A 13207-nucleotide genomic window follows, 5' to 3' on the forward strand; every position below is an offset into this window, starting at 1 on the left:
TCAGCGGAAGGACCAGCGTTTGTGTCCCAGATAACTGGTGAACACCGGGGCTGCCACCCCGATGGCGTGGGCAATCTCCCGGCTGAAGTGCGTCACGCCGAGCATGGGCAACAGGTAGAGTGCCAAGCCCATGCTGATCAGCCAGGTCTGTATCACTGCAACCAGGTTGACCAAGGTGAAATACAGCGCAGAACGGTGCATGGACTGGCTGCTTTGCTTGAAGACAAACATTCGGGCCAGCACAAAGGCGGTCACCATCCCGGTGAGATAAGCCAGGATCACGGCAGTGGAAAAGTCACACCGCTGGTTGTACACAATGCGCGAGCCAAAGTTGACCGCAGCAGCCAATCCCCCGGTCAGCAGAAACACCAGGAACTGGCGCGACATGAAATGACGGATCATCCCACCGCCTTTTGCGCCAGTGCCCGGCCATAGCCGATACTCTCGGAAATACCACGGTCTTCCGGGTAGTAATACGAGGTATCCGCCACCCACAGGCCCTGAACCGGCAATGCTGCCGGCGGCAGCTGCTCCAGATAACCCGGATCGCAGATCGGCTGTGCATGACGATAACGGCTGGCCCGCATGGCGATGAAATCGTCGTCCTGCAGCGCCGGATTAATCTTCTTGAGATAGCGCTTCACTTTGCCCAGGAACACTTCATCCGGCTCGGCATACTTGGCATGCTCGCCCGGCATGTAAAACGGGACATAAACAATATGCTGGTCTAACGGGCGCAAATTGCTGTATTCCACCAGACCGGGAATATCCATTTCCTCGTCATTGGTGTTGAGCCAGAAGTTTTCCGTTACCGGCTTTTTCAGCTTGGCAATGACACAGACGACTGCAATGTTCTTGATCTGCTGGAACTTCTGCAGCACCTCTGCGGGCAAGTCCGGCATGATTCTGGGGATAAACGGCAGCGGGACCGTGCTGATGACCTTGTCAAAGGCTTCGATCCCGGAGGCGGTTTCCACGCCTCGCACTTTGCCTTCGGCCATCACCACCCGCTTGACCGGCGTGCTCAGACGGATTTCCCCGCCATGTGCGGTGATATCGTCGCGCATGCCTTGCAGCAAGGTTGCCGAGCCACCTTCCAGATAGCCCAGTTTTTCGCGGAACAGGCTGTAGCGCGAGCGACCGATACGGCGGATACGGCTCCAGATCCAGGCCGCAGACAGGTTGGAGCTGTAGTCGTAAAACTTGTAATCAAACAGGCGACGCCACAGCACTTCATAAGCCTCTTCGCCTACCCAGCGGCGGATCCAGCCAGTCGCCTCGACATGATCCAGCGGCTTCCAGTCGTCACGCTTGGTAGAGAGAAAGGCATGCAGGCCGTAACGGAATTTGGCCACCAGACCCAGCCCCTTGAACCGCAGCAGCGCCATGGGATTACCCCATGGTTGCAAACGGTTCTGGTACCAGTAGCCCATTTTGGTTTCCACCCATTGCATCTTGCTGCCCAGATTCAACTCATCCAGCATCTGCAGGAAGGCATGGTCGGAGATGCAATGAAAATGGTAATAGCGTTCGATATCCAGGCCATCAAAATCAAAAGTGGCGGTCATGCCACCCACCCGGTCATCTGCTTCGAACAGGACCGGCTCATGACCGTCCCGTGCCAGCTGATAAGCCACGGCCAGCCCCATGGGCCCGGCACCCAGTACTGCAATGCGTTGTTTGCTCATGCTCAGAAATCCAGTACTACCCGGCTGTATTGCGGGTCGTTGAAAGTTGCGTCCACCGCCTGACTGAATGGCGTTGGTGTCACCTGGAAAATGGCTGGCCAGTCAATGACCTCGAACTCGTCATGCGCCACCAGTGCCTTGAGTTGATCTGCCGTAAAGGGCGGATTGCGGTCAAACAGGGCCCAGATTTTGAGCAGGACATAAAACAGGCCATAAGGAATGTGCAGCAGCATGGTTTTGGCTGCGACAGCCTGGCGGATGGCACGAATGATGTCCACGTAGTCGATCTTTTCCCGGCCACTGATATTGAAAACCTGACCGTGGATACCCGACTTCAGGCAGCTGACGATAATGCTGGCAAAATCGCCAACATACAGCGGCTGACGCATATAGCGGCCATCGCCGGGAATGGGGAACACCGGTACCTTCTGCATGAAGCGCGACAACCAGCCCAGATGCTTGCGATCAAACCAGCCAAACATCAGGGTTGGCCGTAGCACCACACAATTGATGCCACTGGCCAGCACCATTTCTTCCTGCTCTTTCTTGGTGTTGGTGTAATCATCGTTCGCCACCGACTCCACTACCGACGAACTGATATGTACGGTGTAAGGAATGTTGTAGCGCTTGATGGCTGCCAGTACATGCTTGGTGGAGGTGATATTGTTGCGGACAAAGGGCTCCAGCGTGGGGGCACCGATTTGTGCCTGCAACATCACCAGCGCGGCTGCACCTTCAAAATGGCGTTCCCATTCACCCGGTTCAGCCAGATCGGCATATTCAATAGTAATGTCCGGATGCAGGCTGCGCAGGATTTCCAGATTGGTCTTGTGCTTGTCCAGCACCACCAGATTGGTATAACCCGCTCTTTTCAGGTGAACCACCAGATTCTGACCGACCAGACCGGCACCGCCGGGAAGAATAATTTTATTGCTCATCAGCACTTCCATTTTGCCTGCTTCCTCAACCTGATAATCAGGAAGCAATAGATAAGTATGTTCTAGGTGAAGTGTCACTTCATGACGAAGCGGCACTGCGGCGTAGTACCTATGCCGTACATCGATTGCGTCAACAGTGATTTTTTGATGTAACCACCAAAACCAGAACTCCTGGCAGGAATGCCAAATTTATTAGCGACATCGTCTCTTGGCATTCCGACAACGGCATAGCCAGCGATCAGTCCTTGTTCATTGACGATGGTCATACGCTCTGGCGATTTTTTATCAATCGATGAATAAATCCAGCCATCAAGACGGATGTAATCTGGCGCACGGGCCAACCCGGAAACATGATCGACCGAACCAATACAGTCATGAATATTATTTATATCCACTTTTTTGCCAATACTGCCACGCATTTCTGAAAATGGTGCTCTAGCAAAGACAGTAATTCCCTTAGCTGCTGCCTCATTGCTTATTTTCAATGGATAATCAGGGTCGGGAAATAACATCTGAAGATACTGAGCATCATTTACTTGCAAGGCAAGAGCCAGTGCAGCTTGCTCACGTACTTTATATATAGGATCAACCGGCTTCAGCACTTTAAGCTGAAAACCGAGCATGACAACCATCAAGAAAATACTACCTGCATATAACATTTTCATGCTGCGGACACTTGTAAAGGAAAAAGTTTTTCCCAACACGAGTGCCAAAGCCGCCCATGCCATGATTGCCGGCGTGGTATACCTGCTCTCCAATGCCTGCTCAACACCGAATATCAAGCGCCCGCCAGCTGTACCAACTGCTGTTCCGATGATGTAAGTGATGAAAAAAAATAATGCAAGAATGAATGCCGATTTTTGTCTTTCTTGCCACAACCGTCCGAAAGAAAGCAATACTAGTGATATAAAAACCCCACCTGCCAATATCGCCAAAATGGGACTAAATACCGTGTTACCAGATAAATAATAAAAGGGACTACCAATATACATCAACACATAGCAAAGGAAGCGACCAGGCCTCCCAAGGAGAGCCTCCATTAAATGACCATGCCCATCCGGAGCATGATAATGAAAAAAATATACCGCAGGAAAAACAATCGCCAAAAGCAGTAATACAACGCATTTCTTCTTATCTATGCCTTGCAAGCATGCATAGATAAACATTAACGGAAAAACCAGCACGCCATTGGCCATAGAACCAATTGCCAATGCAGCACAACAAAATGCATAAATAAAGCAGGGAGTCCGACCCAGTTGAACATATCGAGCAAGAAAATAAAATGCAACCAAAGGCAGTAGCTGAGCCAAGATAAATTGAGATTGAAATGCCAGGTAAAAATTATCAGATTGCGTCAGCAAAAAAATCCATGAAAATATGATGAAAACAAGAGTGAAAAAATAATTCTCTGAAAGTTGCTCCTTATAAGAAAGTGCTTTCGCGTAAAAATAAAAAACAAAACCACTAAAAACAAAAAGGCAGTAATTTGCGAACACTGAAAAGATGCTTGCATCTCCGAAAAATTTCGAATCCAGCCAAAATATAACTCTCGCCAGAATAATCCGATGCTCGTTATGCTGCTCCCACCATACACCATAATCACCAGCACGAACTTTCAACAAAAATTCAATCGTACCATCCCACATATCCCAGAATGGAATAGCCGTATAATTCTTCCATCCCCCAATAATAGCCAGCCCAAATATCAAGAAAAATATAACCATACTAAAAAACAGAAGACATCGGGAACTATTTAATGATCTCACCAGCCCACCTCAATTTAAATTTCAAAAAAGAAAACTTGAAAAATCAAAGTAATAAACCATCAAAAAAAGAGATGATTACATAGTTATAAATTACGCCAAAAATAGAAAAATCAGTATCAACAATGACGCCAGCAAAAGAAGGCGCAATAACCATTGTGAATCTGCTATATTATTAATTTTTATCACAGAATGCCTTTCCCTCGCTCACCATAAAATCAACAATCAAATATGACGCATGAAATAAGGTAAAAACTCTACCGTAAAATTCGAATTCCACAACATGATTCTCGAGTCGGACAATATCGAGATGCTTTTGACTTTTTTATCCAGCAAGGCTGGATCTTGCACATAAACCATGTTGAATTCCCTGGTCGTCTCGACAAGAGGAGAAACAACAAACCCGGCGCTCATCATGCCGGACACCACATGGAATGATCTGACCTTGCCATTGGCCAATTTCAGCTGCGCTGACAGCAAGGCTGGTTTGAACAACACAGATACCAGATTACCCAACTGGTTTTTCTGCACATGGACCCGCATGACAACAACACTACCGTTGTCCGGAACGCGGATCTCCTCGCCCAGACGGGCCATGCGCGTTTCAAGCCCCTCGGCAGACAAGCGCGCCGCAGGCTGGCTTGTATTTTTTGCCAGCTGCAGATAGTCATCAAACTGACGAACCGGATGATATTCCTGCCACAGTGCCATCCAGCTGGCACCATCCTCCAGGGATGGCAAACGCTCATCGATTGGCTGGACCTTGAAGAAAATGTTGTCCGGAGCACGGGGTGAAGACAGATGCTGCAGGTTGATTTGTGAGAGTGTGTCGGTATAAACCGAATAACTCTGGAAAATGGGACGAGGCCGCCAGTCATTCCCAGTGGCAATCAGAAAGGCTTGGTCATAGGAATAAACATCACTGCTGCCATGCAACAAGGGAAACTTTCCCTCTTTGGCAATTTCCGTCATGCGGACCTTGTAACGCTGTGGGATGGCGTCTGGCTCGAAAAGGCGATAGTAGCTCCCCTTGAACAGATTGCCATACGTAGAGGCGACTGCCTGCAATGCCTGCTTGGGGAGTGGTTTGTTATGCAGGGCACACACACCGAGCCAGACAATGAACGACAAGGCCAGCACAGAGCGGGCGTTTCTGCTGTCAACCCGGGAGCAAACCAGGACCGCACAAATGGCGAGGCTGCTGGCGGCAATCACCGCGTGGCCATCATGTCTGACGAAGCCGGCCTTGAAGGTAATGAACAAAGTGACAAACAGACAGGCCAGAAAGAGCATCTTGTCGAAAAAATGCAGTTCCAGCTCTCTTGCTGCGACAACCAGCAGCAGGATGGCCGCCAGCAGGTACAACAATAGTTCACTGACGCGGCTGTTGTAGGCCATCGCCTCGGTATAACCCGAAATGATCGGGAGCATGGACCGGAAGTAATCCGGCAATGCATCCATCGGCTGTCCTGCCAACCACCAGAATCCGGCCATGGTGGCAAAAGGAAGTATCACCACCAGAGCGGCGAGCAGCCATTGCTTTCTTCTGAACAGGAAGGCAGAGGAAAGCACCATTCCGCACAGACAGGTCACCAGAAACGACCCTTTGACCAGCACAATCATGCCGAAGGGCGCAAACAAGGCCGAGACCAGCAGCAACCTGGCCAAGTATTGCCCTGGCATCCGCAGCGGGCTCCAGTCCAGCCTGGTCAGCGCAGCAAACACCAACAGCGGATAGACCAGGAAACGCGGATCAAACGCGAAGTTGACCGCCAAAACCAGTACCAAGAATAGCGTCATCCGCAAGGACAAACTGGCGAAATTCAGAATCGCGGCCAGAAAGAAACAACTACCCAGGAAAAAACCTGACCAGAGCATGCTGTGCGCGACGGCAGGATGGTATTTATTGGCATAGACCGATGCGTAAGGCCCGAATGTAAAGATCAGGTCGCGACCAAACACCATGCCCTTGGCCAAGGCCTCGTTGACTCCCAGTTGCCATGATTCGTCCAGACCACCGGATGGCATACCGGGCATCAAAGGGACAAAAACTGCATACACAGTCAGGAGCAATAGCCAGAACTGGAATTTGCTGCGGTTCGATGTGAAATTCGGCTTCATGTAATCGCGGTTCTGCTGGTCAGATATTCATCTGGTTGAAAATGACACGAGGTAAATGCCGGATGATGAGCATGATCAACTGCCACTTGGCCGGTGCATAAATCACGGCCTTGCCGCGCGCCACACCGGATACGATATTGCCGGCCACCTGTTCCACACTCGCCAGTTTTGCTCCGCTGCTCTTGAGATGAGCGGTCATCGGGGTGTCGGTCGGGCCTGGCTTGACCAGTACCACTTGAATCCGGCTGCCGGCAAAGCGATGTTGCAGGCCTTGTGCATAACGCGTCACCAGGCCTTTGGCGGCACCATACACATAGTTGGACTTGCGGCCACGATCCCCGGCCACCGAGCCAATCAATACCAGCTTGCCCTGCCCTGCCTGTTCCAGATGCGTGGCAAAGGCTTCGGCAAACAGCACCGGTGAAATGGCATTCACTTCCAGCGCGGTACGATTGTCCTGCAGGTCTTGCTGGCAAAGCGCCTGCTCGGGCAGGGAGCCATGAGCGATCAGCACAATGTCCGGACTAATGGTGGCGCAGGCCTGCTCTACCGTACTGGCAATGGCCTCCGGCTGCAGAAAATTACTGCTGATGGTCTGGATCCGGCACTGCGGAGCACGCACACGCAAATCCGCGGCAACACGGTCGGTACGTTGTACATCGCGGCCGATCAGCACCATTTCGTCCACACCTTGTTGCAGCCACAGGCGGGCACAATGCTCGGCCATGGCAGAGGTGGCCCCCACGATCACAATTTTACGCATGCTAGACATCAGTATCCGATCAGACGGCGTGACAGGGCGGAACTGAGGCCCGGATCACGATAGTTGAGGAATTCGGCAAGCCGGGGATAGCCGGCCTCGAACAAATCGCGCGGCATGCGCGCATCCTTGGCCATGTACAGGCGGCCACCGGCCTCGCGCACGATGGCATCCAGCCTGTCGAACAAGGCCAGGGTCGGTGCACCCTTGTTGGGGAAATCCAGCGCCAGCGTCACGCCCGGCTGAGGAAAACTCATCATGCCCACGGCCTGGCGGTTACCGAATGTTTTCAGCACCGCCAGGAAGGAGCCGGCACCGGAACGGGTAATTTCTTTCAGCATGGCAGCGACGGCGTCCTGGCCAACGTGCCGTGGCACCACGCTCTGGTATTGGTAAAAACCGCGCGGGCCATAGATGCGGTTCCACTCCAGCAGATTGTCCAGCGGATAAAAATAGCTGGCATAGTGCTGGATGCGACGCCCGGATTTACGTGCCTGCGCATGGAAATAAGCCGCATTGAAGGGGCGCAAGGACAGCGGATTGATGAGCGAAACCGGCGGCACCAGGGGAACCGTCAGTGCCTTGGCCGCGGGTTCTGGCTGACTGTTGTCTGCCGAGGCAGGATTGCCGCGCATGAAGATGCCACGACTGTGACTGCCAGACATGCAGTCGATCCAGGACACGGTGTGTTCCCATTGTGCCTCCGAGGCATCGGCCAGCTCAAAAAAGTCATCCAGCGAATGGTAAGGACAGGTTTCCGTCTCCATCCACGGCCCGGCTACCGGGCGCAATTGCAGGCAGGCCTGGGTAATGACACCGGTCAGCCCCAGCCCGCCCACGGTGGCGGCAAACCAGTCTGCATTCTGTGCCGGACCGCACTCAATCACGCTGCCATCGGTGCGCAGCAGGCGCAGCTGGCGGACATGGTCGCCAAAGGAACCATGCACATGATGGTTCTTGCCGTGTACATCGTTGGCAATGGCACCACCTACGGTCACCAGTTGGGTGCCGGGAGTGACAGGCAGGATCCAGCCCCGGGGAATGAAAGTACGCTGGATATCCCGCAGCAGGATGCCGGCTTCGCACACCAGCAGGCCGGTATCAGGGTCGAATGAAACGTAGTGATCCAGCGCGGTGGTTTTCCACAATGCCCCCTGCGGATTCAGGCAGCTGTCGCCATAACTGCGGCCCATGCCGTGTGGCAATGCGCGTTGTCCCTCGGCCAGCGGGGGCAAACTGCGGGTACTGGCAAGCATGCTCACCGCGTGCTGCTCACCACTGAGCCGGCCCCATGAATACACCTTCATGCCATGCCTCCTACTGAACCTGCCAGCAGCAACAGGGCAAACAGCAGTCCGGCCATCAGACTGGCCTTGTCTTTCACGGCAAACACCAGCGGGTCGTCATGCATCTGGCCCCGTACGGCCCGCAGCCACATCCAGCTGATCCAGAACAGCATGACCGGCACCGTTCCCCAGATCCACTCCGGGTTACGATACAGCAGCAGCACTTCCTTGCTGTTCAAATACATGGCCAATACCAGTACAGCGGAAAACCCGGATGCAATCCCCAGCATTTGCACCAATGGCGCATCACTCGAGTAATAACCCCGGCCATGGGCTTTGTGCTTGTTGTGCAGGATCTGCATTTGCAGCTCGGCAAAGCGTTTGACGAAGGACAGCGACAGGAACAGGAAACCGGAAAAGGCCAGTAGCCAGAACGACAGGGTCATCGACACGGCAGCCGCTCCGGACAGAATGCGCAAGGTGTAGAGCAAGGCCAGGGTCAGACAATCCACCAGTGCCAGCTGCTTGAGCTTGAGCGAATACAGGCAGGTCAGCAAGAAATACCCCGCCAGCCAGGACATGAAGCTACCACCCACCTGGCAGGCAATGCCAAAGCTGGCCACCAGCAGGCATGGTGCGGCAATACATCCCTGCCAGACCGGGACCGAACCCGAGGCAAACGGACGCTGGCATTTGCGCGGATGGGCGCGATCGCTTTCCAGGTCCAGCAAGTCATTGGCGATATAAACCGAAGATGCGCACAGACTGAACGCCAGAAAGCCCAACAGCAAGGACAGCCATGCATCCATGTCGGTAATGCGATGGGCAGCAATCAGGGGAATGAACAGCAGGATGTTCTTCAGCCACTGGTGCATGCGCAATACGCGCCGCCAAACGGCAATGCCCTTGCAAGGACCGGCGAATACCTTTTCGACCTCTACGCAACTTTCGGCATCTTGCTGCACGGTAGCGGAGGCATTCACCACGACACCCTTGCGTGCGCGCTCCCAGACGGCAATATCGGCAGTGGAGTTGCCAGCGTAATCGAAACCCTTTTCACCAAAGCGCTGCACCAGCGCATCAGCCTTGTTGGCCCCAGCCAGATTGACGGCCCCTTCGCTAGCCATCACCTCGTCAAACACCTGCAGGTGTTCTGCAATGCGTTGGGCAATTTTCTGGTCGGATGCCGTACACAGAATCAGCCTTCGTCCAGCTGCGCGTTGTGTACGCAGCCAGTCTAAAAAAGGCTGGTTATAAGGCAGGGTGGCCGGATTGAAATCACCTGCGGCAGCCACTTTTTCTTTTAGCACGGCCTTGCCTTGCAGTAGCCAGCCGGGAAGGCAAAATGCGGCCAGCGGACTGGCCTTCAACATGCTCAGCGTGGATTCATGCAGCATGTCGGAGTAGATCAGCGTTCCGTCCAGATCGACACACAAGGGGGATGATTATTCATTGTCAATTGTTACATCCTGAACAGCAGACACGGGGTAATGCATTGCAAGCTGCATGGGTAAAGTAAATGGACCGGTTCTGCCAAAACGCCAAGGGCCACCACCAACGGTGGCGGCTCAACATCCATCGCCTTGATCCGGCTTGGCCATGGCAATCATCTCTGCCAGCAAGGCACCGGCCACAAACAACAACAACTGCAGCATGTGATCGCGGAAGATGCTCTCGTTGAGCATGCGCCCCAGAAAACCACACACCATCAGCATCAGCATCAGTCCGCGAACATCCTGCTGATAGCGGAAGCGCCGGTAGCCGGTGACAAACAGGCTGGCACAAAACAGCAACCACAGCACAATGCCGGGAATACCCAAGGCCACCCCCAGATCAATGAAACCGCTATGCGCATGCCCCAGATTATTCTTGATGCCCATGCTGGTGGCCGCCTGGGAAAAAACCTCTCGCATGAAGCCAAAACCAAGGGGATGGCTGGCAATCATGTCCAGACCACTGTGAATCCAGGCCACGCGTTTGAAGGCCGAGTCATCCACCGGCTCACCGTTTGACATCAACGGCAAGGGGCCGATCTGCGTCCAGCTGGGGTGATGCTGATAGTCCCAGCCGGCAGCCACCGATTCGGTAAACGCCAGATTGCGACTGTCTTGCTTGATGGCATACACCACCAGTCCGCTCAGCGTTCCAATCACCACCAGCCAGATCAGCAAGAGCTTAGCCCAGCCATGCTTCACCCCCTGGAAAATGGAATATAACAGCAGCATGGAAAAGCTGAGGTAGACCATGCCTATCATGCCGTTGCGCGCAGCAGCATGCAGGCTGACGAACACGAACAAGGCCAGAATGGCCAGCAGCCATGGTTTGCTGATGCGGCTGACCCGTTGCCGGCCCCAATGACCAAAACACAGGGTAGCGACGACAAAGGCCAACACGAAGTTGATCAGGAAGGTGAACTCAAGATACGTGGGTGTGGAAAATGTTTCGCGATAAGGCCAGGTACCAGTCGCGAGATACTGATAGGCCTCAAGGCCGAACTCGGCCAGCGCCAGGGCAACCCCTCCGGCGATGACAACATCGATGATGGAATACTTGCGCCATACCCGGTACAGAACCATTCCGATAAAGAACCACAAGGTAGCCATGCCCAGCTGGCTGCGCAGTTCCGCCATGGAAATGGCTGGCCAGCGTGAAAACAGCAAGGTATGCAAGGTGGCATAGGCCATGAACAGGGCCAGCAGGATGATGGGATATCTGGCCGCCCGGAAGGTGGGCACACTGCGCTGCAGCAATGGAAGTGCCAACAGCAGCAGGCCGCCTTGCAAGGCATAGCGCAGCGCTACCGTATGCCCCACACTGCAGACGGCAACATAGATGAAAGACAGCAACAGTACCGCTATTGCGTGCCAGCCTTTGCTGGCCGCCGTGTCGCTCATTGACAGGAAACGACTCATGAATACCTCATACATGGCAAACAATGATGGCCGGACATGCATCTCGCCGTGTACACACGGCGTGCAGGCCACCACATTCCAAAATGCGTGCGGGCTGAGCAGATGGTGTGCAAACCAGTCTGCATAAACAAAATCAAAAACGGCACATTGTAACAGCTGCCTTGGCTACAGCCACATACCGCATACATAAAGAAAAAGCCCGCCAGTCGGCGGGCCTCTTTAACACAAAGCAACTGGCAGCCAGCGCTTACCACACCTGCAGGTAGCTCAGCATGCCTTCCGCTGCCTGACGACCTTCGAACACCGCACGTACCACCAAGTCGGCACCGCGTACCTGGTCACCACCGGCGAAGATCTTGGCGTGGCTGGTCTGGTACTTGAACTTGGACTTTTCCGAGGCGATGGTGCGGCCATTGGCCTGGCTGCTGATGCCGGCGCGGTCAAACCAGCTGGCTGCTTCCACCTGGAAGCCGAAGGCGATGATGACGTGGTCGCACTCGATGCGCTCTTCGCTGCCCACTACGATTTCGGCATTGCGACGGCCTTTGGCATCCGGCTCGCCCAGGCGGGTTTCGGCCAGAATCACCGCCAGCGCGCCATTGGGCAGCTGTTCGATGCCCACCGGTTGGCTGTTCCAGCGGAACTCCACGCCCTCTTCCTTGGCATTGGCCACTTCGCGCTTGGAGCCCGGCATATTGGCTTCGTCACGGCGGTAGGCGCAGGTAACGCGCTTGGCACCCTGACGGATGGCGGTGCGGTTGCAGTCCATGGCGGTGTCACCACCACCCAGCACCACCACGCGCTTGCCGGCCATGGAAACGGCCGCTTCGTCTGCCGGCAGGCTTTCCATGCACTGGCGCACGTTGTTGACCAGATAAGGCAGCGCTTCCAGCACGCCCGGCAGGTCTTCACCGGCAAAGCCACCTTTCATGTACTTGTAGGCACCCATGCCCATGAACACGGCGTCGTACTGTTCCAGCAGGGCTTCGATTTCGATGTCCTTGCCGATTTCGGTATTCAGCACGAATTCCACGCCCATACCTTGCATGATTTCGCGGCGGCGCTGCACCACGGCCTTTTCCAGCTTGAATTCGGGGATGCCGAAGGTGAGCAGGCCGCCGATTTCTTCGTAACGGTCGTACACCACCGGTTTCACGCCGTTGCGCACCAATACGTCAGCACAGGCAAGGCCTGCCGGGCCGGCGCCGATGACGGCAACCTTCTTGTTGCTCCAGATCACCTTGGACATGTCCGGACGCCAGCCAGCTTTATAGGCTTCGTCGGTGATGTATTTTTCGATGCTGCCGATGGTAACGGCACCAAAACCACCCTGGTTCAGCGTGCAAGCGCCTTCGCACAGGCGGTCTTGCGGGCAGACGCGGCCACAGATTTCCGGCAGGCTGTTGGTCTTGTGCGACATTTCGGCTGCTTCAAACAGCTTGCCTTCGTCCACCAGCTTCAGCCAGTTGGGGATGTAGTTGTGTACCGGGCATTCCCATTCGCAATAGGGGTTGCCACAGGACAGGCAGCGCCCGGCCTGTTCGGCTGCATCCACCTGATGCAGCGGTTGGTAGATTTCCTTGAACTCAATCTTGCGCACCGCAGCTTCGACTTTTTCGCCGGGGTTGCGGGAGAGCTTCATGAACTGGAATACGTCACTCATGATCGTTTCCTGACTGCGGGTCCGGCCTTGTGGATGGCTGCAGACCCTGTTGTTTCCATTGCGGCGGGGCAAACGC

Annotated in this window: 10 protein-coding genes; all 10 read right to left on the reverse strand. The window is 54.3% G+C overall.

What is annotated here, in order from left to right; translation table 11 throughout:
* Nucleotides 1-402, reverse strand: coding sequence for a GtrA family protein (locus QVF59_RS04645; protein WP_287877657.1), 402 nt, complete (start codon nt 400-402; stop codon nt 1-3).
* A complete protein-coding gene (locus QVF59_RS04650) occupies nt 399-1688 on the reverse strand; it encodes an NAD(P)/FAD-dependent oxidoreductase (protein ID WP_287877658.1) in 1290 nt (429 codons plus the stop codon). Before QVF59_RS04650 ends, QVF59_RS04645 begins: the two co-directional genes overlap by 4 nt.
* A gap of 2 nt (nt 1689-1690) precedes the next feature.
* Entirely contained in the window at nt 1691-2626 is a 936-nt protein-coding gene (locus QVF59_RS04655; protein ID WP_287877659.1) for an NAD-dependent epimerase/dehydratase family protein, read from the reverse strand.
* A 74-nt stretch (nt 2627-2700) separates the two neighbouring features.
* The gene (locus QVF59_RS04660) at nt 2701-4335 is read right to left on the reverse strand and encodes a hypothetical protein (protein WP_287877660.1); all 1635 of its coding nucleotides are present in this window, start codon (nt 4333-4335) and stop codon (nt 2701-2703) included.
* Between the two features lie 279 nt (nt 4336-4614).
* Nucleotides 4615-6510: a cation-translocating P-type ATPase gene (locus QVF59_RS04665; RefSeq protein WP_287877662.1), complete on the reverse strand. Its 1896-nt coding sequence runs from the start codon at nt 6508-6510 to the stop codon at nt 4615-4617.
* A gap of 19 nt (nt 6511-6529) precedes the next feature.
* The gene (locus QVF59_RS04670) at nt 6530-7273 is read right to left on the reverse strand and encodes an SDR family NAD(P)-dependent oxidoreductase (protein ID WP_287877664.1); all 744 of its coding nucleotides are present in this window, start codon (nt 7271-7273) and stop codon (nt 6530-6532) included.
* Nucleotides 7274-7281: 8 nt separating this feature from the next.
* Nucleotides 7282-8577, reverse strand: coding sequence for an FAD-binding oxidoreductase (locus QVF59_RS04675; RefSeq protein ID WP_287877666.1), 1296 nt, complete (start codon nt 8575-8577; stop codon nt 7282-7284).
* Nucleotides 8574-9992 carry a UbiA family prenyltransferase gene (locus QVF59_RS04680; RefSeq protein ID WP_287877667.1) on the reverse strand — a complete coding sequence of 473 codons (1419 nt, stop codon included), beginning with the start codon at nt 9990-9992 and terminating at the stop codon, nt 8574-8576. Before QVF59_RS04680 ends, QVF59_RS04675 begins: the two co-directional genes overlap by 4 nt.
* Nucleotides 9993-10124: 132 nt before the next feature.
* The gene (locus QVF59_RS04685) at nt 10125-11468 is read right to left on the reverse strand and encodes an O-antigen ligase family protein (RefSeq protein WP_287877669.1); all 1344 of its coding nucleotides are present in this window, start codon (nt 11466-11468) and stop codon (nt 10125-10127) included.
* 247 nt (nt 11469-11715) lie between these two features.
* Nucleotides 11716-13131: a glutamate synthase small subunit GltD family protein gene (locus QVF59_RS04690; RefSeq protein ID WP_287877671.1), complete on the reverse strand. Its 1416-nt coding sequence runs from the start codon at nt 13129-13131 to the stop codon at nt 11716-11718.
* Nucleotides 13132-13207: the final 76 nt, after the last annotated feature.

This window comes from Aquitalea sp. (assembly GCF_030150775.1).
In the GTDB taxonomy this organism is placed as follows: Bacteria; Pseudomonadota; Gammaproteobacteria; order Burkholderiales; family Chromobacteriaceae; genus Aquitalea; species Aquitalea denitrificans.

Bases quoted from the DNA above. Each gene is read 5' to 3' on its own strand.
- QVF59_RS04645 (WP_287877657.1), bottom strand. From the start codon at position 402: ATGATCCGTCATTTCATGTCGCGCCAGTTCCTGGTGTTTCTGCTGACC.
- QVF59_RS04650 (WP_287877658.1), bottom strand. From the start codon at position 1,688: ATGAGCAAACAACGCATTGCAGTACTGGGTGCCGGGCCCATGGGGCTG.
- QVF59_RS04655 (WP_287877659.1), bottom strand. From the start codon at position 2,626: ATGAGCAATAAAATTATTCTTCCCGGCGGTGCCGGTCTGGTCGGTCAG.
- QVF59_RS04665 (WP_287877662.1), bottom strand. From the start codon at position 6,510: ATGAAGCCGAATTTCACATCGAACCGCAGCAAATTCCAGTTCTGGCTA.
- QVF59_RS04670 (WP_287877664.1), bottom strand. From the start codon at position 7,273: ATGCGTAAAATTGTGATCGTGGGGGCCACCTCTGCCATGGCCGAGCAT.
- QVF59_RS04675 (WP_287877666.1), bottom strand. From the start codon at position 8,577: ATGAAGGTGTATTCATGGGGCCGGCTCAGTGGTGAGCAGCACGCGGTG.
- QVF59_RS04685 (WP_287877669.1), bottom strand. From the start codon at position 11,468: ATGAGTCGTTTCCTGTCAATGAGCGACACGGCGGCCAGCAAAGGCTGG.
- QVF59_RS04690 (WP_287877671.1), bottom strand. From the start codon at position 13,131: ATGAGTGACGTATTCCAGTTCATGAAGCTCTCCCGCAACCCCGGCGAA.